This is a genomic window from Affinibrenneria salicis (assembly GCF_008710095.1).
This window is the reverse complement of sequence record NZ_VYKJ01000014.1, coordinates 40,127-64,361: the sequence shown is the minus strand read 5'-3', so window position 1 is coordinate 64,361 and position 24,235 is coordinate 40,127. Positions and strand designations below refer to the sequence as shown.

Annotated in this window: 18 protein-coding genes; 11 read left to right on the top strand and 7 right to left on the bottom strand. The window is 59.9% G+C overall.

Translation table 11 applies throughout. The annotated features are described in order from the left end of the window. The first annotated feature begins 3 nt into the window (after positions 1-3). A complete protein-coding gene (malQ, locus tag FJU30_RS21645; RefSeq protein WP_150437054.1) occupies positions 4-2,094 on the top strand; it encodes a 4-alpha-glucanotransferase in 2,091 nt (696 codons plus the stop codon). Here the strand turns inward: malQ and nfuA are convergent. After that, positions 2,091-2,666, bottom strand: coding sequence for a Fe-S biogenesis protein NfuA (gene nfuA, locus FJU30_RS21640; protein WP_150437053.1), 576 nt, complete (start codon positions 2,664-2,666; stop codon positions 2,091-2,093). The two genes, malQ and nfuA, sit on opposite strands and share 4 nt — an antisense overlap. Before the next feature lie 59 nt (positions 2,667-2,725). Beyond that, the gene (gene gntX, locus FJU30_RS21635; RefSeq protein ID WP_150437052.1) at positions 2,726-3,427 is read right to left on the bottom strand and encodes a DNA utilization protein GntX; all 702 of its coding nucleotides are present in this window, start codon (positions 3,425-3,427) and stop codon (positions 2,726-2,728) included. A gap of 60 nt (positions 3,428-3,487) precedes the next feature. On the opposite strand from gntX, the gene bioH reads away from it, so the two are divergent. The 7 genes from bioH to FJU30_RS21600 all read left to right on the top strand — a co-directional run bounded on the left by bioH (position 3,488) and on the right by FJU30_RS21600 (position 13,058). Further along, complete coding sequence (bioH, locus tag FJU30_RS21630; RefSeq protein ID WP_150437051.1) at positions 3,488-4,270, top strand: pimeloyl-ACP methyl ester esterase BioH; 783 nt, start codon at positions 3,488-3,490, stop codon at positions 4,268-4,270. Between the two features lie 75 nt (positions 4,271-4,345). Continuing rightward, entirely contained in the window at positions 4,346-5,188 is an 843-nt protein-coding gene (locus FJU30_RS21625) for a PhzF family phenazine biosynthesis protein (RefSeq protein WP_150437050.1), read from the top strand. Between the two features lie 419 nt (positions 5,189-5,607). Then, entirely contained in the window at positions 5,608-8,721 is a 3,114-nt protein-coding gene (acrD, locus tag FJU30_RS21620) for a multidrug efflux RND transporter permease AcrD (protein ID WP_150437049.1), read from the top strand. 92 nt (positions 8,722-8,813) lie between these two features. Continuing rightward, a complete protein-coding gene (locus FJU30_RS21615; protein ID WP_150437048.1) occupies positions 8,814-10,559 on the top strand; it encodes an alkaline phosphatase in 1,746 nt (581 codons plus the stop codon). 8 nt (positions 10,560-10,567) lie between these two features. After that, positions 10,568-11,050 carry a hypothetical protein gene (locus FJU30_RS21610; RefSeq protein WP_150437047.1) on the top strand — a complete coding sequence of 161 codons (483 nt, stop codon included), beginning with the start codon at positions 10,568-10,570 and terminating at the stop codon, positions 11,048-11,050. Positions 11,051-11,073: 23 nt separating this feature from the next. Then, on the top strand, positions 11,074-11,769 hold the full coding sequence (locus FJU30_RS21605) for an ABC transporter ATP-binding protein (RefSeq protein ID WP_150437046.1): 696 nt from the start codon (positions 11,074-11,076) through the stop codon (positions 11,767-11,769). After that, the gene (locus FJU30_RS21600) at positions 11,766-13,058 is read left to right on the top strand and encodes an ABC transporter permease (RefSeq protein ID WP_150437045.1); all 1,293 of its coding nucleotides are present in this window, start codon (positions 11,766-11,768) and stop codon (positions 13,056-13,058) included. Before FJU30_RS21605 ends, FJU30_RS21600 begins: the two co-directional genes overlap by 4 nt. Positions 13,059-13,127: 69 nt before the next feature. Here the strand turns inward: FJU30_RS21600 and FJU30_RS21595 are convergent, their stop codons facing one another. After that, a complete protein-coding gene (locus FJU30_RS21595; protein ID WP_150437044.1) occupies positions 13,128-15,449 on the bottom strand; it encodes a Tex family protein in 2,322 nt (773 codons plus the stop codon). A gap of 491 nt (positions 15,450-15,940) precedes the next feature. Between FJU30_RS21595 and FJU30_RS21590 the strand changes: the two genes are divergently transcribed. Continuing rightward, complete coding sequence (locus FJU30_RS21590) at positions 15,941-17,227, top strand: citrate synthase (RefSeq protein ID WP_150437043.1); 1,287 nt, start codon at positions 15,941-15,943, stop codon at positions 17,225-17,227. 120 nt (positions 17,228-17,347) lie between these two features. Here FJU30_RS21590 and FJU30_RS21585 read toward each other — a convergent pair whose 3' ends face one another. From FJU30_RS21585 to greB, 3 genes are all read right to left on the bottom strand, one after another. Beyond that, positions 17,348-17,545: a CPCC family cysteine-rich protein gene (locus tag FJU30_RS21585; protein ID WP_150437042.1), complete on the bottom strand. Its 198-nt coding sequence runs from the start codon at positions 17,543-17,545 to the stop codon at positions 17,348-17,350. Positions 17,546-17,610: 65 nt separating this feature from the next. Next, positions 17,611-19,335, bottom strand: coding sequence for a lysophospholipid acyltransferase family protein (locus tag FJU30_RS21580; RefSeq protein WP_150437041.1), 1,725 nt, complete (start codon positions 19,333-19,335; stop codon positions 17,611-17,613). Positions 19,336-19,470: 135 nt separating this feature from the next. Next, the gene (gene greB, locus FJU30_RS21575; RefSeq protein WP_150437040.1) at positions 19,471-19,953 is read right to left on the bottom strand and encodes a transcription elongation factor GreB; all 483 of its coding nucleotides are present in this window, start codon (positions 19,951-19,953) and stop codon (positions 19,471-19,473) included. A gap of 323 nt (positions 19,954-20,276) precedes the next feature. Between greB and ompR the strand changes: the two genes are divergently transcribed. Next, entirely contained in the window at positions 20,277-20,996 is a 720-nt protein-coding gene (ompR, locus tag FJU30_RS21570; protein WP_005969424.1) for an osmolarity response regulator transcription factor OmpR, read from the top strand. Then, on the top strand, positions 20,993-22,369 hold the full coding sequence (envZ, locus tag FJU30_RS21565) for a two-component system sensor histidine kinase EnvZ (RefSeq protein ID WP_150437038.1): 1,377 nt from the start codon (positions 20,993-20,995) through the stop codon (positions 22,367-22,369). The genes ompR and envZ overlap by 4 nt, the downstream gene beginning before the upstream one ends. A 175-nt stretch (positions 22,370-22,544) precedes the next feature. Here the strand turns inward: envZ and pckA are convergent, their stop codons facing one another. Beyond that, the gene (gene pckA, locus FJU30_RS21560) at positions 22,545-24,164 is read right to left on the bottom strand and encodes a phosphoenolpyruvate carboxykinase (ATP) (protein WP_150437037.1); all 1,620 of its coding nucleotides are present in this window, start codon (positions 24,162-24,164) and stop codon (positions 22,545-22,547) included. Positions 24,165-24,235 lie beyond the last annotated feature (71 nt).

Genomic DNA, 24,235 nt, shown 5'->3' with positions numbered 1-24,235 from the left:
AAGATGGCATCCACCAGGGCCAGAAAACAGACGACTCCGCAGGTCGGGGTTGCCGGGAGCTATATCGATGCTTATGGCAACGAGCGGCCCGTGGCGGAATCAACCCGGCAGGCGCTACAGGCGATGATTGCACGCGACGATACGTCGGATGCGCCCTTGCCGCCGGTGAAAGTCTTTCTACAACATCAGGATGCGGCGGTTTCCCTGGCCGGTAAAGGCAGTTTTGACTGGACGCTGAGCTATGAAAATGGCGGCCAGGTCGCCGGCAGGGGGCGGGCGGGAAAAACGCTGCTGCTGCCCGGCGCGCTGCCGCTGGGCTACCATCTGTTGACTCTCGAACAGGCCGGCAGGCAATGGTCGTGTCGGATTATCATCGCCCCCGCGCGCTGCTATGAGCCGCCGGCGCTGGGCCAGGGGCGGCGCTGGTGGGGCGTGTGCGCCCAGCTCTACACCCTGCGTTCGCAGACGAACTGGGGCATCGGCGATTTTGGCGATCTGCGGCTGCTTATCGAGCAGATCGCCCGCCGCGGCGGCGCATTCGTCGGGCTAAATCCGCTGCATGCGCTCTATCCGTGCGACGCGCAGCGCGCCAGTCCTTATAGCCCCTCCTCCCGCCGCTGGCTGAACGTGATTTATATTGATGTCAATCAGGTGGACGATTTCCGCCACAGTCACGCCGCACAGCGTTGGTGGGGCCAGGAGAAGACCCGCCGCCAGCTGGAGAAGGTGCGCGGCGGACGCTGGGTCGATTATCCGCAGGTGATGGCGCTGAAGCTGACGGCGCTGCGTATGGCCTTCCGTCATTTCAATACCCGCGTCGCGCTCGATCCGCGCGTCAGCGCCTTCCGCCAGTTTATGCTGCAGGGCGGGGAGAACCTGCTGCGTCAGGCGACCTTCGACGTGCTGCAGGCGCATTTATTGCAGCAGAAAGGCGACTGGCGTTACTGGCAGCAGTGGCCGGCGCAATATCAGGATCACAGCGGCGAGGCGGTGCGGCAGTTTTTCCGTCTGCAGGAGACGGAAATCGAGTTTTATTGCTGGCTGCAGTGGTTGGCGCATGAGCAGATCAGCGGCTGTTTCGAACATAGTCGGCAGCTCGGCATGCCGCTTGGCATTTACCGCGATCTGGCCGTCGGCGTAGCGCAGGGGGGGGCGGAAACCTGGGGCGACCGGGCGCTCTATTGTCTCGATGCCGCGATTGGCGCGCCGCCCGATCCGCTCGCGCCGCAGGGACAGAACTGGCAACTTCCACCGATGAATCCCTATGAAATGATTGCCAGAGGCTATCAGCCGTTTATTGACGTATTGCGTAGCAACATGGCGCACTGCGGCGCGCTGCGCATCGATCACGTGATGTCGCTGCTGCGCCTGTGGTGGATTCCCCAAACGGCGTCAGGCGGAGAAGGCAGCTATGTCTATTATCCGCTGGACGATCTGCTGGCGGTGCTGGCGCTGGAAAGTCAGCGGCATCGCTGCATGGTGATTGGCGAGGATCTGGGCACCGTGCCGGCGGATATTATCGACAAGCTGCGCGGCGCCGGCGTCTATTCGTATAAGGTGCTGTTTTTCGAACAGGCGCGCGATAATCATTTCCGCGCGCCGCAGGAGTATCCGCGCCAGTCGCTGGCCAGCGTGACCACCCATGATTTACCGACGCTGCGCGGTTACTGGCAGAGTATTGATTTATCGCTCGGCAGGGAGCTGGGGCTGTATCGCGACGATGAGACGCTGGAGCGTCGTATGGCGCAGCGGGAACGAGAGAAACAGGGGTTGCTTAATGCGCTGCACCAGCATGGCGTGCTGCCGCAGCGGGTCGGGCGCAACGCGGCGTTGACGGTGATGGGCGCGTCGCTTAACCGCGGCGTGCAGCGCTACCTGGCCGATAGCAACAGCGCGCTGCTGGGGCTGCAGATGGAAGACTGGCTGGATATGGCCACGCCAGTCAACGTGCCGGGCACCAGCGACGAATACCCCAACTGGCGGCGCAAACTGAGCAAGACGCTGGAAGCGATGTTCGCCGATCCCGGCCTTGCGCGTTTAATTCGCGATATCGATTTACGCCGCGGCAGTCCGCCGGCCGACCCGAGCTCTTAGTAGTAGGAGTGCTCGCCGCGCTGGTGCTCGGTGAGGTCGCGAACGCCTTTCAGTTCCGGGAAGCGCTGCAGCAGTTCTTTTTCGATCCCTTCTTTCAGGGTGACATCGACCATTGAGCAGCCGTTACAGCCGCCGCCGAACTGTAAAATAGCCAGATCGTCGTCGGTGATCTCCATCAACGTCACGCGGCCGCCGTGGCCCGCCAGCTGCGGGTTAATCTGCGACTGCAGAACATATTCCACGCGTTCCATTAACGGCGCGTCGTCATCGACCTTACGCATTTTGGCGTTCGGCGCCTTGAGCGTCAGTTGAGAGCCCAACTGATCGGTGACGAAGTCGATTTCCGCCTCTTCCAGATAAGGGGCGCTGAGCTCATCCACATAGGCCGAAATCTTTGCGAATTTCAGCTCGGTATCGCTGGCTTCGACGGCATCGGGCGGGCAGTAGGATACGCCGCATTCGGCATTCGGCGTGCCGGGGTTAATGACAAAAACCCGGATCTGCGTACCTTCCTCTTGTTTTGCCAGCAGTTTGACAAAATGGTCCTGCGCCGCGTCGGTAATATGGATCATAATATTAACTCAATAGTTGACTACGCTTGTTGGTTATAATACGCCCATCGCGGGCCGAACTACAAGGTTCGGCATACACACCAAATCTGAACGTCGGCGGCGCCCCGCGCCAGCAGCAGTCGGCTGATTTCCGCTACGGTGCTGCCGGTGGTCACCACGTCATCCAGCAGCGCTACCCGTTTCCCCGTCAGGGCGATGGAACAGGAAAAGGCGTCGTGCAGGTTATGACGCCGGGCCGCGGCGTTGAGCCGCTGCTGAATGCGGGTAGGCCGACTTCGCCGCAGCGCCAGCGGCTGATAGCGGCAGCCGAGCCAGCGCGCGAGCGGCGCCGCCAGCAGAGCCGTCTGGTTGAAGCCGCGCGCCCACTGACGCCGCCGGTGCAGCGGCACGCTCAACACGATCTCCGGCCGGCGCCAGAGCGGCGAATCGCGATACGCGTACTGACGATAGCCGGCCAGCCAGCGCAGCAGGATCAGCCGGGCCAGCAGCGGCGCCAGTTCGGTTTTGGCGTGAAACTTAAACTGTTTGAGCAGCGTACTGAGCGGCGGCCGATAGTCGCCGACCGCGGTCAGCGCTTGCCACGGCGGCGGCTTTTGCAGACAGCGGCCGCAGGGCCGCAGCGGCTGGCCGCCCGGCAGACCGCAGCGCGGACAGCACGGCGGCAGCGCGGGCAAATGGCGCAGACAGACGCTGCATACGCCATGCTGGCTGTGCCAGAGTGGTTGCCGGCATAGCCAGCATGACGCCATGATGGTTAACATAATGCTCTCCCGGAACGATGAATCGGGGCGTCGGGCGCCCCGTAAGCAGGAATATAACGGATGAAATCGCTGTACTGGCAAACAGAAGGTGAAGGAAAGTGTGAGCTTGTGCTGCTGCACGGCTGGGGATTGAATGCGCAGGTATGGCGTTGCATTAGCGAGCGGTTGGCCCCGCATTTTCGTCTGCACCTGGTGGATCTGCCCGGCTATGGCCGCAGCCAGGGATTCGGCGCGCTATCGCTCGAAGAGATGGCGGATATCGTGCTGCGCCAGGCGCCGCCTCAGGCGGTGTGGCTCGGCTGGTCGCTGGGCGGGCTGGTCGCCAGCCAGGTCGCATTAAGCGCCGCGCCGCGCGTGTGCGCTTTAATTAGCGTGGCCTCCTCGCCGCGTTTTTGCGCCGGACCGGGCTGGCCGGGGATTAAGACCGATGTGCTGCAGGGCTTTCAGCATCAGCTCAGCGAGGATTTTCATCGTACGGTGGAACGTTTCCTGGCGCTGCAGACGCTGGGCACCGACAGCGCCCGCAGGGACGCGCGCCAACTTAAATCGATCGTGCTCGAACAGCCGCTGCCGGCGGTCGATGTTCTGAACGGAGGGCTGGATATTTTGCGCACTGCGGATCTGCGCCAGCCGCTGGCTTCGCTGGCGCTGCCGCTCCTGCGTTTGTACGGCGCGCTGGACGGCCTGGTTCCACGCAAGGTGGCCGCGCTGCTGGATGCGCAGTGGCCGGCGAGCCAGTCGGCGATTGTGGCGAAAGCGGCGCACGCGCCTTTTATTTCGCATCCGGCGCTGTTCGTCGAGACGCTGCTGACCTTCTGTCGCGCCCACCGGCTGGTGGCGTAACCGGCCGCAGACGCTTTGCCGCGCGCCGTTTTACCGCTATGTTAAGCGCTGTTTAATCGTGGCAGGGAGAGGTTTATGACTCAGTCTTTACCAGAAAATGTGCTGGCGGTGTCGGCGTTTTCGCTGGGTGAAAACGGCGGCAATCCCGCCGGCGTCTGGCTTGGCGAACAGTTTCCGACGGACTGCGAGATGCAGGGCATCGCGGCCGCGGTGGGCTTTTCTGAAACGGTTTTCGCCTGTCCTCAGCAGGACAGGTGGCGCGTGCGCTACTTTTCGCCGGAGTCTGAAGTGCCTTTCTGCGGCCATGCCACTATTGCGCTGGGGTTTGTGCTGGCTGAGCGCTACGGCGTTGGGCTGTATGCGCTGCAGTTGAACGATGGCCAGATTACGGTGGAAGGCTCCGGCGGCGATGCGCCGCGTATCGTATTGCGCTCGCCCGAAACGCGCAGCGAAGCGGCGCCGGACTCATTGACCGATCGCACGCTGGCGCTGTTCGGCTACCGGCGCGATCAGCTGGATGGCCGTCTGCCGCCGGCTATCGCCTGCGGCGGCGCGCGTCACCTGGTGCTTACCCTGAACCAGCGCCAGACGCTGCGCGATATGGCGTATGATTTTTCCGCCGTCCAGCAGTGGATGCGCGAGCAGGCGCTGACGACCATCATGCTGGTGTGGGCTGAAGACGAGCGGCATTTTCATGTGCGCAATGCTTTTGCCGGCGGCGGCGTGTATGAGGACCCGGCCACCGGGGCGGCCGGCGCGGCGTTCGCCGGCTATCTGCGCGATGTGGGCTGGCCGCACGGGGGCGATATCTCTATCCGTCAGGGAGAGGATATGGGATGCCCGTCGGCGATCCGCGCGGAGTTTAGCAACCTGAAAGGCAGTCCGATCAGCATCTCCGGTATGGCGCGCTGGCTCTGAGCCGCCGCGCGGTCCGGCCCCGGCCGGAGCGTCTGAAAACGCGTCTGCGGCGCGATGCCGCCGGCCCGCTTTCGCGTTGTTTCGCCGGAAAGTGCGCGGCGCGGCGGTGAAAATCGTTGCCCGCCATGCGCGACATTTCACGACGATAATTTACATTTTCTCCTCAATTTCTCCACGATTCTCCCCTTGCCGACAGGTAAAGTGATGGGGGATAGAAGGGAAACTTTTTCTTACTTCCTCCTTACCTATCTATACTCGTCATACTTTAATTCAGGCCGCAGGCGCATCGTTTTTGCGACTCGCCCCGTCTCTGAGCTCTGGCTGTAAAACGTCAATGTGTTGCGTTATTCAAAGCGGCGACGTGCCTGAATGATGTCGAGTATGTAACGTACGAAACGCTGCTGAGGAGCTTCATTTCGATGGCGAATTTTTTTATCGATCGCCCGATCTTCGCCTGGGTGTTAGCCATTTTGCTCAGCTTATGCGGTACGCTGGCCATTACGTCGTTACCCCTTGAGCAATATCCCGAGCTTGCGCCGCCCAACGTGCGCATTACCGCCAACTATCCCGGCGCGTCCGCTCAGACGCTGGAAAACACGGTGACGCAGATTATTGAGCAGAGCATGACCGGGCTCGATAACCTGATGTATATGGCTTCCGAAAGCAGCAATACCGGCCAGGCGAGGATCACGCTGACGTTCGAGGCCGGCAGCGATCCGGATAAGGCGCGCCAGCAGGTGCAGAATCAGCTGCAGTCCGCCCTGCGCAAGCTCCCGCAGGAAGTGCAGCAACAGGGCGTGACGGTCAGTAAAACCGGCGATACCAATATTCTGATGATTGCCTTCGTTTCTACCGACGGCAGCATGGATAAACAGGATATCGCCGACTATGTTGCCAGTAATATTCAGGATCCGATCAGCCGCCTCAGCGGCGTCGGCGAAGTGGACGCCTACGGTTCGCAGTATGCGATGCGCATCTGGCTCGATCCCGGCAAGCTGGCCGGCTATGCGTTGACCACCGACGATGTGGTCAGCGCCATTGAGGCGCAGAACAGTCAGGTGTCGGTCGGTCAGGTCGGCGGCGTGCCTTCGGTGGATAATCAGGCACTGAACGCCGCGATTAATTCACAGTCGCTGTTGCAGACGCCGCAGCAGTTCCGCGATATCACCCTGCGCGTGAATCAGGACGGTTCCGTGGTGACGCTGGGCAATGTCGCCGAAGTGGAGCTGGGCGCGGAACGCTATGATTTTCTCAGCCGCTATAACGGTCAGGCGGCTTCCGCGCTGGGCGTGAAGCTGGCCTCCGGCGCCAACGAGTTGGATACGGATAAGCTGGTGCGTCAGCGTATCGAGGAGCTGTCGCACTATTTTCCGCACGGGCTGGAGGCGCGCATCGCTTTTGAAACCTCGCCTTTCGTCAAAGCCTCGATTATCGATGTGGTGAAAACGCTGTTTGAAGCGATCGCGTTAGTCTTTCTGGTCATGTACCTGTTTCTGCAGAATCTTCGCGCTACGCTGATCCCTACCATCGCGGTGCCGGTGGTGCTGCTCGGCACCTTTGCGGTGCTGCACGCTTGTGGGTTCAGCCTCAACACCCTGACGATGTTCGCGACGGTGCTGGCCATCGGTCTGCTGGTGGATGACGCCATCGTGGTGGTGGAAAACGTTGAGCGCATCATGAGCGAAGAAGGCCTGTCGCCGCGCGAAGCGACGCGCCGCTCGATGGGGCAGGTGCAAGGCGCGTTGGTGGGTATTGCGCTGGTGCTGTCGGCGGTTTTCGTCCCGATGGCGTTTTTCGGCGGCACCACCGGGGCGATCTACCGTCAGTTCTCGATCACCATTGTCTCTTCCATGATTCTGTCGGTGCTGGTGGCGATGATCCTCACGCCGGCGCTGTGCGCCACCCTGCTCAAGCCGCTGGCGAAGGGTCAGCAGCACGGCCGTCGCGGTTTCTTCGGCTGGTTTAACCGCAGTTTTGAGCGCAATGCGCTGCGTTATGAGCGGGGCGTTGCGAAGATCCTGGCCAAAAGAGGGCGCTGGCTGCTGTTCTATCCCTGCATTATCGGCGTGATGGCCTTCCTGTTCCTTAAACTGCCGACTTCGTTCCTGCCGGAGGAAGACAAGGGCGTGTTCATGACTCAGGTGCAGCTGCCGCCGGGCGCGACGCAGATGCAGACGCTGAAGGTGGTGGAAAATATTGAGCAATACTATCTGACTCAGGAAAAAGACAATGTGATGTCGGTGTTTTCCACCGTCGGCTCCGGGCCGGGCGGCAACGGTCAGAACGTCGCGCGTCTGTTTGTGCGGCTGAAAAACTGGGATGACAGGGCGGGCGCGGAAAACGCCTCCTTTGCCATTATCGAACGAGCCACTAAGGCGTTTCGCGACGTTAAGGAAGCGCGGGTTATCGCCAACAGCCCGCCGGCGATTAACGGTCTGGGCAGCGCGGCGGGCTTCGCCATGGAACTGCAGGATCATGCCGGACTGGGGCATGAAGGGCTGATGGAGGCGCGCGATCGGCTGCTGTCGATGGCGGACAGTAATCCGAGCCTGGCCCGCGTGCGCCATAACGGCCTGGATGACAACGCTCAGTTGCGAATTAACATCGACCAGCGCAAGGCGCAGGCGCTGGGCGTGTCGATCGATGATATCAACAGCACGTTGACCACCGGCTGGGGCTCCACTTATGTGAACGATTTTCTCGATCGCGGCCGGGTGAAGCGGGTGTATGTGCAGGCCGCCGCCAAATACCGCATGTTGCCGGACGATATCAGCAAATGGTATGTGCGCAACAGCAGCGGCGGCATGGTGCCGTTCAGCGCGTTCGCGCAGACCAGTTGGGAACGCGGCTCGCCGCGGCTCGAGCGTTATAACGGCTACTCTTCGCTGGAGATTGTCGGCGAAGCGGCGCCGGGCGTCAGCACCGGCACCGCGATGGATATTATGGCGTCGCTGGTGGCGCAACTGCCGTCGGGGGTCGGGCTCGAGTGGACGGGGTTGTCTTACCAGGAGCGGCTGACGGGCGCCCAGGCGCCGGCGCTGTATGCGATCTCGCTGTTGGTGGTGTTCCTGTGTCTGGCGGCGCTGTATGAAAGCTGGACGGTGCCTTTCTCTGTCATGCTGGTGGTGCCGCTCGGCGTGCTGGGCGCGCTAATCGCCACCTGGGCGCGCGGTCTGGAGAACGACGTCTATTTTCAGGTGGGGTTGTTGACGGTTATCGGGCTGTCGGCGAAGAACGCCATCCTGATAGTGGAGTTCGCCAATGAGATGAATCAGAAGGGGCGGGATCTGGTTGAAGCGACGCTGGAGGCGTCGCGTCAGCGTCTGCGGCCAATCCTGATGACCTCGCTGGCCTTTGTCTTTGGCGTGCTGCCCATGGCCACCAGCAACGGCGCCGGCTCGGCCAGCCAGCATGCCGTGGGGACGGGGGTGATCGGCGGCATGATATCCGCGACCGTGCTGGCTATCTTCTTCGTACCGCTGTTTTTCGCCGTGGTGCGCCGGCGTTTTCCGCTGAAAGAGAAAGCGAAGTAACGCCTTCGTCGCCGACGGACGTCATCAAATTGTAAAAGAAAGTGACTATGTTTTGCTCTGGTCTCTTTTTTGCAATTTTTAAGGACATGACGATGAACGCTCGTTGGCTACTCCCTTTATTGTTTGCCGCCGCAGTGCCCGGGGTGGCGCAGGCGCAGGCTATTTATCCGATTGACCGCGCCACCATGCTTGCCGGAGGCAAGTTTGATTTTAAAGTCGAATTCGATGAAGTCGTGAAGCCGGAAGACGTCCAGATCCTGATTAATGGTAAAGATTATCAGCAGGTGCTGGGAAAACAGGCTTCGTTCGTTGAACGCGAAGATGGCGAAAACGTGTCCAGCGTCTGGGTGCGCGATGCTCATTTGCCTGCCGCCGGAAAATATGTAGTGGACGCGCAGGCGAAAGGCAAAACCGCTCAGGTGACGTGGGAGGTGTACCAGACCGCCGGGAAACGTAAAGCGAAAAACGTGATCCTGTTCATCGGCGACGGCTTATCCGTTGCGCACCGTACCGGCGCGCGCATTCTGTCGAAAGGTATCACCGAAGGCAAAGCCGACGGCCGCCTGGCGATTGACGATCTGCAGTACATGGCGTTCGGCGGTACCTCCAGCACCGACTCAATCGCGGCGGACAGCGCCAACACCATGAGCGCCTACATGACCGGCCACAAATCCGGGGTGAATGCGCTGGGCGTGTATGTCAGCCGCAGTAAAAACTCGCTGGAGCATCCGAAACAGGAAACATTGGGCGAGTTGCTTACCCGTTCGACCAAAATGTCGGTCGGCGTGGTCAGCGATGCCGAGCTTGAAGACGCCACCCCGGCCGCCGTGGTATCCCACACCCGCCGCCGTGCGGACAAGGCAGAAATCGTCGATATGTTTTACAACGTTAAACCCAGCGTGATTCTGGGCGGCGGCTCGGCATATTTCCTGCCGAAAAGTACGCCAGGCTCTAAGCGTAAAGACGACAACAACTATGTGGAAAAATTTCAGCAGGATGGCTATACGCTGGTGACCGACGCGGATACGCTGAAGAAAAACGCCGCTCAGGCCACCAAACTGTTGGGATTGTTCCATACCGGCAACATGGACGGCGTGTTGGATCGCCGTTTCCTGAAGAACGACGTCGCCAAAAAATTCCCCAACCAGCCGGATTTGACCGAAATGACCCAGGCGGCGCTGGATGTGTTGTCTAAAAACAAGGACGGTTTCTTCCTGATGGTGGAGTCGGCGCTGATCGACAAGGCATCGCACCCGCTGGATTGGGAACGCGCGTTCTATAACACCATCATGCTGGATCAGTCGGTGGCGATCGCCAAAAAGTTTGTTGAGAAGAATCCGGATACGCTGATTATCGTAACGGGCGACCATACGCACGGTATCTCGATTATCGGTACGGTGGATGACGACAAGCCGGGCACTGAAATGCGTGAAAAAGTGGGCGTATATGAAGACGCCGGCTATCCGAACTACCAGGACGCCAATAAAGACGGCTACCCGGATGACGTGAACGTGTCGAAACGTCTGGCGGTATTCTTCAATAACTTCCCCGACTATTACGAAACTTTCCGGCCGAAACTGGATGGCACCTTTGTGCCCGCGATTAAAAACGAAAAAGACCAGTACGTCGCCAACAAAGCGTATGAAAAAGTGCCGGGCGCCGTATTCCGTGAAGGGATCCTGCCGCGCTCTGTCGATACCGGGGTTCACTCGGTTGACGATATGGTGATTCAGGCCAGCGGTCCAGGGGGGGAACGGATACATGGCTACATGGATAACACCGAGCTGTTCCGGGTGATTGTGGATGCCCTGGCGGTGAAACCACCAAGCAAATCGTGATCGATAAGATGAAACGATACGTTTGCTATCCAGCGGGGGAAACCCCGCTTTTCTGCTGGTTCAGGCGACTGATGGTGGCGTTGATCGCTCACCTGGCGCTATCCGCGTCGGCCGCCGCCGACACGCCGGAACTGTCGTTTGATCGCCTTTATGGCTCGGTCAGCGTGCTGGGACTGGAATTTTCCGACGAGGTTAAACAACTGGCCGGGCAGCGGGTGTCGATCAACGGCTTTATGGCGCCGCCGCTGAAAGCCGAATCGCAATTCTTCGTGTTAACCAAAATGCCGATGGCGCTGTGTCCGTTTTGTTCCTCCGACGCGGACTGGCCGGAGGATATCCTGGTGGTGTATCTCGCGAAACGACAAACATTTGTGCAGAACAACACCATGATTCAGGTGGACGGCGTGCTGGAATATGGCTCCTGGACCGATCCGGATACGGGCTTCGTCAGTCTGCTGCGTTTGCGCGATGCGCATTTCAGCACCTTATAACGCCGGGTAAACAGGGCGATTCTATGGCTGAGTTACAGATTCAGGATTTAACGATTTGCTTTCCCGACATGTCCGATGCCGTACTGACGATCCCCGGTCTGACGATCCGGTCGGGCGAACAGGTTGCGGTAATGGGGCCTTCCGGCTCGGGGAAGACCACGTTCATTAATGCCATCACCGGTCTGGACCGCTGCGGTTCCGGCGCGGTGATTTGGGATAATCAGGATATCCGCCAGCTCGGCGAGGCCGGCCGCGATCGATGGCGTGCGCGCCATGTGGGGCTGGTGATGCAGGATTTTCATTTATACCCCGGCCTGACGGCGCAGGAGAATGTGCTGCTGCCGGCGCGGTTTCACCACTGGCGATTACCGTCCACGCTGAAACGACGGGCGGATGCGTTGCTGGCGCGCGTCGGGTTGAATACCGGCTCCCGCGTTATCGATGTGCTTTCCCGGGGAGAAAAACAGCGCGTCGCCGTGGCGAGGGCGCTGCTGATGACGCCGGATATTATTGTGGCCGATGAGCCGACGGCCAGTCTGGATAGTCAGAGCGGCGATCAGATTGCGGCGTTGCTGGTTACGCTGGCGCGTGAAAATAACGCTACGCTGATCACGGTCACCCACGATCGCCGCTTTGCCGCGTTGATGCGGCGCCATATCCAGCTCGAGAAGGGGTGTCTGGTTTCTGACAGTATGATGGAAGAGGAGCAACCGGCATGATCCCGTGGCGTTTAATTAGGGCCGACTGGCGCCGGCTGTGGCCGGGTATTTTGGTGCTGGTGCTGTTGATTGCGTTGGCCACCGCGCTGAGTATTGCGGTCAGCCTGCAGGAGCGCGCTCTGCGGTTGGGCAGCGCCCGCGCCGCCGATCGTTTTGACCTGGTGATCGGCGCGCCGGGCAGTGAAACGCAACTGGTACTGACGACCGTCTTTTTACAACCCGCGGCGCTGTCGCTGCTGCCGGCGCATGTGTTGACCGATCTGCAACACAATCCGCTGGTCGCCTGGGCCGCGCCGGTGGCGCTGGGCGATTTTTATCGCGGCATGCCGGTAATTGGCACTTCGCCGGCGTTGGTGACGGATAACGGCCAGCGGCGGTTAAGTGACGGCCGTGTGTTTGACGGCGGCTTTGAAGCGGTCGTCGGGGCGAAGACCGGACTACAGGTAGGGCAATCGTTCAGCCCGCTTCATGGGCAGGTGGGGGAAGAGGGCGCCCACGCTCACGAGGGCGTTCGCTATACGGTGGTCGGCGTGCTGCCCGCCGACGGCAGCGCCTGGGATAAGGCGATTCTGGTTCCGGTGGAAGCGGTCTGGCAGGTGCACGGCATTCATGCGCCGCATGACGGGGATGCTCATGATGAGCACGAGCATGAGCATGAGCATGAACATCAGGCGGCGGCGCATCCGGAAGAGGCCGTCACGCATGATACGCGAAGCGAAGCCGAACGCCACGGCGATGAACATGAACATGCCGCCGGATTTTCCGCCCTGGTGGTCAAGCCTAAAACCATCGCCGGCGCCTATCAGCTTCGTTCTCTTTACCGTACCAGCGCTACTCAGGCGGTATTCCCCGGCGAAGTACTGGTGAAACTGTATGCGCTATTGGGCGATCTGCGCCAGTTACTGACGTATATCACCATGGGTACTCAGGGCCTGGTCGGCATGGCGGTCGCTATGGTAGCCGTCATTCACCTGCAACAGCGGCAAAAGCAGATCGGCGCGCTGCGCGCGTTCGGCGCCCCGCGTTACGGTATATTTCTGCTGATTTGGTCCGGCCTGATGTCAATCGTGGGGGCGGGCGTGCTGGCCGGCGTGGGGCTGGGCTACCTGGCCGCCAGAGCGGTCGCGGCGGCGATGAGCGAGAAAAGCGGTTTTGTCCTGCCGGTGATGCTGGACGGGGAAGACACGTTGTTTATCCTGTCGCTTTTGGCTATTGCGGCGCTGGTGCTGACCCTGCCGGCGATGATGGCCTGGCGTTACTCGCCGGCGCAGGCGCTGCGCGGCGTATAGTCCGACCCAGACCGGCGGAAAACGAGCAAGGGGCGTCGCGGCGGTGCGATGCCCCTTGCTGTTAGCCGGTCAGCGCTTCTTAAACGCCGCCGCCAGCGCGTCGCTCATTGCGCTGTTGCCCGCCGGAGCGCTGGCCGGGCGCGGGCGCGCTTTCCCGCCGGGCTGGCGAGCGCCGTTTTCCCGCGCGCCGCCGTTACCGCGGCGCGCGGCGGTTTCGCCCGGCTGTTCATCCAGACGCATAGTCAGCGCGATGCGCTTACGCTGCAGATCGACTTCCATCACTTTCACTTTCACGATATCGCCGGTTTTCACCACCTTGTGCGGATCTTCAACGAAGCGGTCGGACAGCGAGGAGATGTGCACCAGACCATCCTGATGCACGCCGATATCGACAAATGCGCCGAAGTTGGTCACGTTGGTGACCGCGCCTTCCAGAATCATGCCCGGCAGCAGATCATTCAGGGTTTCCACGCCGTCGGCAAAGGTGGCCGTTTTGAATTCCGGCCGCGGATCGCGTCCCGGTTTTTCCAGTTCTTTCAGGATATCGCTCACGGTCGGCACGCCGAAACGTTCGTCGATAAAGTCGCTGGCCTTCAGGCTGCGCAGCGCGCTGGCGTTGCCCATCAGTTCCTGCAGCGCCTGCTGCGTCGCCGCCAGAATTCGCTCCACCACCGGATAGGTCTCCGGGTGAACGGTCGAGGCGTCCAGCGGATTATCGCCGTGGTTGATGCGCAGGAAGCCGGCGCACTGTTCGAACGCCTTCGGCCCAAGACGGCTGACTTTCAGCAGCTGTTCGCGGCTGCGGAAACGCCCGTTTTCATCGCGCCAGGCGACGATATTCTGCGCCATCATACGGGTCAGACCGGCCACGCGGGTCAGCAGCGGCACGGAAGCGGTATTCAGATCGACCCCGACGCCGTTGACGCAGTCTTCGACCACCGCATCCAGCTTTTTCGCCAGCAGGCTCTGGCTGACATCGTGTTGATACTGACCGACGCCGATTGACTTAGGATCGATCTTCACCAGTTCGGCCAGCGGATCCTGTAGCCGACGGGCGATAGAGACCGCGCCGCGCAGCGAGACATCCAGATCGGGAAATTCCTGCGCCGCCAGTTCCGAAGCCGAGTAGACCGAGGCGCCCGCTTCGCTGACGATCACTTTCTGCGCCTTGATTGCCGGGAACTGTTTCTGCGTTTCGAGGAAAAAGCGCTCGGTCTCGCGTGAGGCGGTACCGTTGCCGATCGCCACCAGATCGACCTGATGCTTCACGCACAGGGCCGCGACTACCGACGCCGCTTTGGCCGTTTGCCCGGTATGCGGATAAATCGTACTGGTATCCACCAGTTTGCCGGTGGCGTCCACCACCGCGACCTTGACCCCGGTGCGCAGACCCGGATCGAGCCCCATGGTGGCGCGCATGCCCGCCGGCGCGGCCATCAGCAGATCGTGCAGGTTGCGGGCGAATACGTTGATTGCTTCGTCTTCCGCTTTTTCCCGTACGCCGCCCATCAGCTCGGTTTCCAGATGCAACAGCACCTTGATACGCCACGTCCAGTTAACCACCGCCCGGCGCCAGCCGTCGGCCGGCGCATTGTTCAGCCGCAGGCCCAGATGGTCGATGATGATTTGTTCGCAGTGGCTTTCGCGCGGCGCTTCATCGAACTGTGGATCGGCGTTGAGCGACAGCTGCAGAATACCTTCATTGCGCCCGCGGAACATGGCCAGCGCCCGGTGCGAAGGCACCTGGGCGATTGGTTCATGATGATCGAAATAGTCGCGGAATTTAGCGCCTGCTTCCTCTTTGCCTTCCACCACGCGCGACACCAGGTGAGCGTTTTTCCACAGATAGTCGCGCACCTTCGCCAGCAGCGTCGCGTCCTCGGCAAAGCGTTCCATCAGGATATAGCGCGCGCCGTCCAGCGCCGCCTTCACGTCGGCCACGCCTTTGTCCGCGTCGACCCATGCTTCCGCCGCGCTTTCCGGCTGCTGCGTCGGGTCGTTCCACAGGCTGTCCGCCAGCGGTTCCAGACCGGCCTCAATGGCCGCCTGACCGCGCGTGCGCCGCTTCGGTTTATACGGCAGGTACAGGTCTTCCAGTTCGGTTTTGCTCAGCGTGGCTTTGATTGCGCTGGCCAGCGGCGGCGTCAGTTTGCCCTGTTCCTCGATCGATTTGAGGATGGTTTGCCGCCGGTCTTCCAGTTCGCGCAGGTAGCCCAGGCGGGTTTCGAGCTGACGTAGCTGCGTATCATCCAGCCCGCCGGTCACTTCTTTACGATAGCGTGCGATAAACGGGACGGTGTTGCCTTCGTCCAGCAGTTGAATAGCGGCGTTGACCTGCCCGGTACGGGCCTGTAATTCGCCGGCGATAATCTGGATTAGTGAATCATTCATAGGTCTGATGGCAATAGTAGTGAACAAATGAATTAGTCGGATGGGGGACAGTTATACGGATTGACGGGTGAAATTGCCAGTCTGACGCCGAGGATGCCGGCGTTTTCACATTATTCCGACCCGCCGTAAGGCGGCGCGCGGCGCGGAACGGCGCCTGCCGGGCGGCGGCGTGAAGATAATACGGATATTTTTCAGCCAAAATTTACCTGAATCAATATTACGTGCGATTATACCCAATAGATTTCAGTATGCGGGCAGGCGGTAAGCGGAGGCGGCCGGGCGACAGCGGGAAGATCCGCCAGGCGCGTATCGCCCGGTTTTGCAACGCGGGCTGCGCCGCCGGCGCGCCTGCCGCTGTAAAGATAACGGCGCGACCGCGTGCCGCCGTGTCTTTTTAGCGTAACAACAGGATGGCTCAATGGCTGATGGCCAGGGGCATCAGTAGTGAAATAATGATCCTGGTAGCGTCAATCCGGGCAGGAGAAACAGCAATGACAGTAAAAAAGGCCACCCTGACACTTAGCGATCGGCAAGCCGTCAGGCTGAATACGCGTGCGGGGGTGTTGGGCAAAGAAGCCGTGGATATTCGTCCGCTGGGCGCCGAAGGAATGTGCAGCTATGATCCCGGCTTCGCCAATACGGCGGGCTGCGAGTCCGCCATCACCTATATCGATGCGAAAAACAGCGTGCTGCTGCACCGCGGCTTTCCGGTCGATCAACTGGCGGAACAGTGCGATTTTACCGAGGTGTGTTATATCCTGCTGCATGGTGAAGCGCCGTCCCCGGGTGAATATCAGGATTTTGTCAACACTATTACCCGCCATACCCTGATCCATGAGCAGATGTCGCGCATGTTCAGCGGCTTTCGCCGCGACTCCCACCCGATGGCGTTGATGTGCGCGGTGGTCGGCGCGCTGGCCGCCTTCTACCATGAGGTGCTGGATCTAAACAACGCGGAGCATCGCCAACTGGCGGCGGTGCGGCTGTTGTCGAAGATGCCGACGCTGGCGGCCATGTGCTACAAGTATTCCGTCGAACAGCCTGCCGTGTACCCGAAAAACTCGCTTTCTTATACCGGCAATTTCCTGCAGATGTTGTTTTCCGTGCCGGCCGAGAAATACCAGGTCAATCCGGTGCTGGAAAAGGCCATGAATCGCATTCTGATCCTGCATGCCGATCACGGGCAGTGCCCTTCGACTATGGCGGTCAGGGCGTCCGGCTCATCGGGCGCCAACCCGTTCGCCTGTATCGCAGCCGGGCTGGCCTCGATGTGGGGGCCGATGCATGGCGGGGCGAATGAAGCCTGTATGCGCATGCTGGAAGAGATTAAAACGGTTGAGCGCGTGCCTGATTTCGTGCGTCGGGCGAAGGACCGGCGCGATTCGTTCCGTCTGATGGGGTTCGGCAACTCGGTATATGAGCATTTCGATCCGCGCGCGGCGATTTTGCGCAAAACCTGCCATGAGGTGCTCAGCGAGCAGGGGATGGAAGATACGCTGCTGCAGGTGGCGGTTGAGCTGGAGCACGTGGCTATTACCGATCCGTATTTTCTGGAAAATAAACTTTACCCCAGCGCGGATTTTTATACCGCGGTGATCCTGAAGGCAATGGGGCTGCCGTCCTCGATGTTTACCGTGGTTTCAGCGGTGGGCCGTACCATTGGCTGGATTGCGCACTGGAATGAAATGCACAGTCAGCCGGAAATGACTATCTATCGTCCTACCCAGATCTACACCGGTCGGCCGCAGCGTGATTATGTTTCTCGCCTGAAGGGGTAGCCGCGCCGTTCGCCATCCATTCGGCTCCGGGGATGTTTTGTCTGTCTGAGCCGGCGTAAAGCCGGCTCAGACGCCCGGCAGAATGTTGGTCTGTCGCGATCGTTGTTCGGTTAGCCGCCGCTATACGACGGGCTTTCCCTGCCTGAATGCGTCGCGGGCTTCATTGAGACTCATTCTGTTGGCCCCGCCGGCATACGCTGGTTCCCGGGATTGCAATGGGTCATCTTCCCAGTTGCAGTCAGGGCAAATAAAATACTCGCCCAGCTCGGCAAAGACTCTGGCGCCGCAGCATGGGCAAGGATAATCATCATCGGCCATTATTGGCGCTCCTTGATTGCGGGTCGGCCGGGCAGACGGACTGTACTGCGCGGCCATTCGATGATTCAGGCGGCTGGCTGTTGCTCAGCGTCGAGAAACGGCGCGATATAACGCTGATAGCGCGCCGGTTTCAACTGCGTCAGATCAACCAGCACCAGACCGTCCACGCAGTTGCTGAAGCCGGGATCGATACCGAAATCAATGAACTGAACGCCGCCGGGCTCGCAGACTTCCGAATATTGCTTATACAGCGTGGGAATGGCGCAGCCCATATTGCTAAGCATGCTTTTCAGCCGGCTCAGGTCCTGTTCGTAATCATCGCCGCTAAATTGTTTCAATACGTCGGGCAGCGAGGCCGGGTAGGGTCGGCGCGAGTGGGCCTGCGGCTGCTGCGGAGAGAAGTGCAGCCGATAGAAGGCGACCAGCAGATCGCGGGCGGCGGGCGGTAGGGTGGCGGATAACGATACCGGACCGAACAGGTAGCGATATTGCGGATAGCGCGCCAGCCAGGCGCCGATGCCAAGCCACAAATAGTCCAGGCCGCGTTTGCCCCAGTATTTAGGCTGAATAAAGCTGCGGCCCAGTTCGATGCCGCAGGCGAGAATCGGATCCATTTCGGTGCCGTAGTGGAACAGACTGTGGCTGTACAGACCGTTTTTTCCTTTCCGTTCGATCTGCTGGTTGGTCGGCGTAAAACGGTAAGCGCCGACAATCTCCAGTTCGCGTTCGTCCCATAAAATCAGGTGCAGATAATCATCATCATAGCTGTCCAGATCGCGGCGCTGACCGGTGCCTTCGCCGACGGCGCGAAACGCGATTTCGCGTAATCGCCCCAGTTCGCGCAGGATCACCACGTAATCCTCTTCTCCGCGTCGATACAGGCAGATTTTTTTACCGTCCGGCGTAGTGCCCAGCGTTTCGCATTGCGACAGCGCGCGTTTCAGCCGCGCGCGGTCCTCGGCGCGGGCAATGGCGTTCTCACCCTGGAAACAGCCGGTTTTGTTCTGGCCCAGCCGATAGACGTGGCGCCGAAAGCGGGCAGCCAGATCGTTGGCCTGCCATTCTCCCTGACTCCAGGCGGCATAAGGAATGCGCGCGCCGATGCGTATTTTCAGCCGGTTACCCTGCTGATGAAACATTTCCCTCACCAGCAGCAGGGTGGACAGCGGGCGGTAAACCAGCGAAGAACAATAGAACAGCGCGCTGTTGCGGCCGCTGATATGCACCGGCACGATTGGCGCGCGCGCTCTGGCCGCCAGCCGGATGAAACCGTTGTGCCAGTGGCCGTCGCGGATGCCCTGCAGACTGATGCGCGAGACCTCGCCGGCCGGGAACAGAATGATGGCGCCCTCATTTTGTAAATGGGCCTGCATTGCGGCGACCTGCTGGCGACTGGTGCGGTTGCTCATGTTGTCAACCGGGAAAAACAGGCTGCGCAGCGGTTCGATGCAGGACAACAGCTGGTTGGCGACGACGCGCACATCGGGCCGTACGCTGGCCACCAGACGCAGCAGCGCCAGGCCATCCAGCGAGCCGATGGGGTGATTGGCCACTAAAATAACCGGTCCGCGGCTGGGAATGTTTTCCAGGTCGCTATCGGCGATTTCACAATGAAAAGAGAAGTGATCGAGGATTTGCTCAACCAGATCCAGTCCCCGCAGCCAGGGGTAGCGTTGGGTAAATTGCTGGATCTCCCGTTCGAACAGCAACGTACGCAAAATGGCCCGTTGCCAGGACGGCGTGTGGCGATGAGGTGCAAGATCGTCAAGAAGGGTATCTAAACTGAACATATACAGGTCTCCGTAGCTCACCAGGGCCAACTTAATCGATGGAGATGACATATTTATGTTAGTACGGAAATCGGTGTCGCGCCGTCGATACGGCGCGGCCGGCGCTTTCCACGCGGTTCGCAGGGGGCGAGGCGCTTATTCAGGCGGCGTGAGATAAGAAATTTTGTTGATATACCAACGTTTTTTACCGGTTGGCGTGTCGACCAGCGCCTCATCGTCCACGCTTTTTTTCAGCAGAGCGCGCGACATCGGCGCATCGATCGAAATATAGTCTTTGCGACCGTAAATTTCGTCCGGGCCGACGATGCGGAAGCATTTCATCTCGCCCTGCTCATTTTCGACTTCGACCCAGGCGCCAAAAAACACCTTTCCGTCCTGCTGCGGGGAATAATCCACCACACGCAGGACTTGCAGGCGCTTTCTCAAATAACGCACCCGGCGGTCGATTTCGCGCAGCAGGCGTTTATTATACTGATAGTCGGCGTTTTCGCTGCGGTCGCCCAGGCTGGCCGCCCAGGCCACTTTTTCGGTAATCTCCGGACGTTTTTCTTTCCAGAGGTAATTAAGCTCCTGCTGCAGGGCTTCATGGCCCTCGCGGGTAACGAGATCGGTTTTCATAGGATTCACTAAGACAACAAGAAAATAACCAGGTTATCTTATACGCCCTTCCTCTTTCAAGCTGCAACGGCGGCGCTCTGCTCCGGCCGTTGTGTTCGCGCGGCGAGGCTCATTGGGTATGGCGTCATCATCACTTTACATAGCGGTCTGCCGTTTGTTTATGGCAAGGTAAGCGGACAGAGCCTGACTGACGGGTGTTAATAAGACATTTCTATATGCTTTGTAACAATTTTACCCGGACGTATACCAGAAACGGCTGTCAGTTATTCGCGTGTTTCTGAACAATATCTGCATTGGGCTATCACGCCTTTGGGAGAATGATAATGCAAGAGAACTACAAAATTCTGGTGGTGGATGACGACATGCGTCTGCGGGCGTTGCTGGAACGTTATCTGACGGAACAGGGTTTTCAGGTCCGCAGCGTCGCGAATGCTGAACAGATGGATCGTCTGCTAACGCGTGAGTCCTTTCACCTGATGGTGCTGGACCTGATGCTGCCAGGGGAAGACGGGCTCTCTATCTGCCGCCGTTTGCGCAGTCAGAGCAACCCGATGCCGATCATTATGGTGACGGCGAAAGGGGAAGAAGTGGATCGCATTGTCGGGCTGGAAATCGGTGCGGATGATTATATCCCTAAACCGTTTAACCCGCGTGAACTGCTGGCCCGTATTCGCGCGGTGCTGCGTCGTCAGGCGAATGAGCTGCCGGGCGCGCCGTCGCAGGAAGAGGCGATCATCGCCTTCGGCAAGTTCAAGCTGAATCTGGGCACGCGCGAGATGTTCCGCGATGATGAGCCTATGCCGTTGACCAGCGGCGAGTTCGCGGTGCTGAAGGCGCTGGTAAGCCACCCGCGCGAGCCGCTGTCGCGCGATAAGCTGATGAACCTGGCGCGCGGGCGCGAATACAGCGCGATGGAGCGCTCCATCGACGTACAAATCTCCCGGTTACGCCGTATGGTGGAAGAAGATCCGGCGCATCCGCGTTACATTCAGACCGTTTGGGGGTTGGGTTACGTCTTCGTACCGGATGGCAGTAAAGCATGAGGAAATGGCGCTTTTCTCCGCGCAGCTCATTTGCCCGTACGCTGTTGCTGATCGTGACATTGTTGTTCGTCAGCCTGGTGACCACCTATCTGGTGGTGCTGAATTTCGCCATTTTACCGAGTCTGCAGCAGTTCAATAAGGTGCTGGCGTATGAAGTAAGAATGCTGATGACCGATCGGCTGCAGCTGGAAGACGGCACTCTGCTGGAGGTGCCGCCGGCCTTCCGGCGCGAGATTTACCGCGAGCTGGGAATTTCGCTGTATACCAATGCGGCGGCGGAGGAGAGTGGCCTGCGCTGGGCGCAGCACTATAAATTTCTGAGCCAACAGATGGCGCAACAGCTGGGCGGGCCGACCGAGGTGCGGGTCGAAGTCAGCAAAAATACGCCGGTCGTCTGGCTGAAGACCTGGCTGTCGCCGGATATCTGGGTGCGGGTGCCGCTGACGGAAATTCACCAGGGCGACTTCGCGCCGCTGTTTCGCTATACCCTGGCGATCATGCTGCTGGTGATCGGCGGCGCCTGGCTGTTTATCCGGCTGCAGAACCGGCCGCTGGTCGAACTGGAACATGCGGCGCTACAGGTCGGGAAAGGCAATATTCCGCCGCCGCTGCGCGAGTATGGCGCCTCGGAGGTGCGATCGGTGACGCGCGCCTTCAATCAGATGGCGTCCGGGGTGAAACAGCTGGCGGATGACCGAACGCTGTTGATGGCCGGCGTCAGTCACGATCTGCGCACGCCGCTGACGCGTATTCGTCTCGCCACCGAGATGATGAATGGCGAAGACGGCTATCTGGCGGAATCCATCAATAAGGATATTGAAGAGTGCAATGCCATCATCGAACAGTTTATCGATTATCTGCGCACCGGCCAGGAAATGCAGACCGAACTGGCCGACCTGAACGGAATTTTAGGCGAAGTGGTGGCGGCGGAAAGCGGCTATGAACGCGAGATTGACAGCGAGTTTTGCGACGGCGAACTGCTGGTGAACGTCAGCCCGCTGTCGATCAAGCGCGCGGCGGTTAATATGGTGGTCAACGCCGCCCGCTATGGCAACGGCTGGATTAAGGTCAGCAGCGGTCATGATTTACAGCGCGCGTGGTTCCAGGTGGAGGACGATGGCCCCGGCATTGAACCGGACCAGTTGCAGCATCTGTTCCAGCCGTTCGTGCGCGGCGACAGCGCGCGCAGCACCAGCGGCACCGGTCTGGGGCTGGCCATTGTGCAGCGTATTATCGATGCGCACGACGGCTCCCTTGATATTTCGTCCAGCGAGCGCGGCGGACTGTGCATTCGCGCCTGGCTGCCGTGGCACGGCTCGGCCGACGCCCCTGAGCACGGCGGCGTCAGAGACGCGCATAAATCCGCCGGGTAAAAAAAGCGCGCTTACGCGCGCCCGGACGGATGACAACGTTGATTCCGGGAGCGCGCGGCGAAGAGTCGTCGCGGCGTTAGCCGCCGGAGCGCCCCCGATGCGGCAGGCCCGGCAAACCCGGGCTTATCGGCGACGTTGCCGGCGACCTCAGCGCGCTTGCGCGCGCCTTTCATTCTTACAGTTTCGGACCCGCCGCGATCAGCGCGGCGCCTGACGGCGTATCGGTGTATTGATCAAAGTTGGCGATAAAACGCCGGGCCAGATCGTCCGCTTTTTCCTGCCATTGCGCCGGCTCGGCATAGGTGGCGCGCGGATCGAGAATGGCCGGATCGACGCCGGGCAGCGCCACGGGCATCGCCAGATCGAAAATCGGCAGGGTGCGCGTTTCCGCCTGATCGATCTCGCCGCTCAGAATGGCGTCAATAATGCCGCGCGTATCCTGAATGGAAATCCGTTTACCGCTCCCGTTCCAGCCGGTGTTGACCAGATAGGCCTGCGCGCCGGCGGCCTGCATCCGTTTCACCAGCACTTCCGCATACTGCGTGGGGTGCAGCGACAGGAACGCGGCGCCGAAACAGGCCGAAAAGGTCGGCGTCGGTTCGGTGACCCCGCGCTCGGTGCCCGCCAGTTTGGCGGTAAAACCGGACAAAAAGTGGTACTGCGTCTGAGTGGCGGTCAGGCGTGAAACCGGCGGCAGTACGCCGAAGGCGTCGGCCGTCAGAAAAATCACCCTGGTGGCGTGGCCCGCTTTAGATACCGGTTTCACGATATTGTGGATGTGGTAAATCGGATAGGAAACCCGGGTGTTTTCCGTTTTGCTCGCGTCGTTGAAATCAACGCTGCCGTCGGCCCGCACCACCACGTTTTCCAGCAGCGCGTCGCGTTTGATGGCGCCATAGATGTCCGGTTCGGCTTGCGGCGACAGCTTAATGGTCTTCGCATAGCAGCCGCCTTCAAAGTTAAATACGCCGTCATCGTCCCAACCGTGTTCGTCATCGCCAATCAGCTGGCGTTTCGGATCGGTGGAGAGCGTGGTCTTGCCGGTGCCGGACAGGCCGAAGAAAACCGCCACATCGCCTTTCTCGCCGACGTTGGCCGAGCAGTGCATGGAGGCGATGCCCTTGAGCGGCAGCAGGTAGTTCATGATCGAGAACATCCCTTTCTTCATTTCGCCGCCGTACCATGTCCCGCCGATCAGCTGCATACGTTCGGTCAGATTGAAGGCGATAAAGTTTTCCGAGTTCAGCCCTTGTTCCCGCCACTGCGGGTTGGTGCATTTGGCGCCGTTCATGACCACGAAATCCGGTTCGAACTGAGTCAGTTCTTCATCGGTGGGGCGGATAAACATATTTTTGACAAAATGCGCCTGCCACGCGACTTCGGTAACGAAGCGGACTTTCAGGCGGCTATCGGCGTTGGCGCCGCAGAAGGTATCCACCACGAACAGACGTTTGCCGGAAAGCTGCTGCGCCACCTGTTGTTTCAGATGGCTCCAGATTTCCTGGCTGATTGGGTGGTTGTCATTTTTGCCTTTACCCTGATCTGACCACCATACGCTGTCGCGGGTGACGTCATCGCGGACAATGTACTTATCTTTGGGCGAGCGGCCGGTAAAAATACCGGTATCGACGGCGACCGCGCCCAGTCGGGTTTCAGTGCCGCGTTCATAACCTTGCAGGGCAGGATCGATTTCTTGCTGGTAGAGCAGTTCATATCCGGGGTTATAAATAATTTCGCTGACGTTATGGATTCCATAAGCGGCGAGGATCTGAGGCGTAATACCATTTCTCTGCATGTCGCTTACTCCTTAATTGTTATAGATTGAACTGACAGTAATTGTAGGGATTCAGCCGCGATTAACCGCGA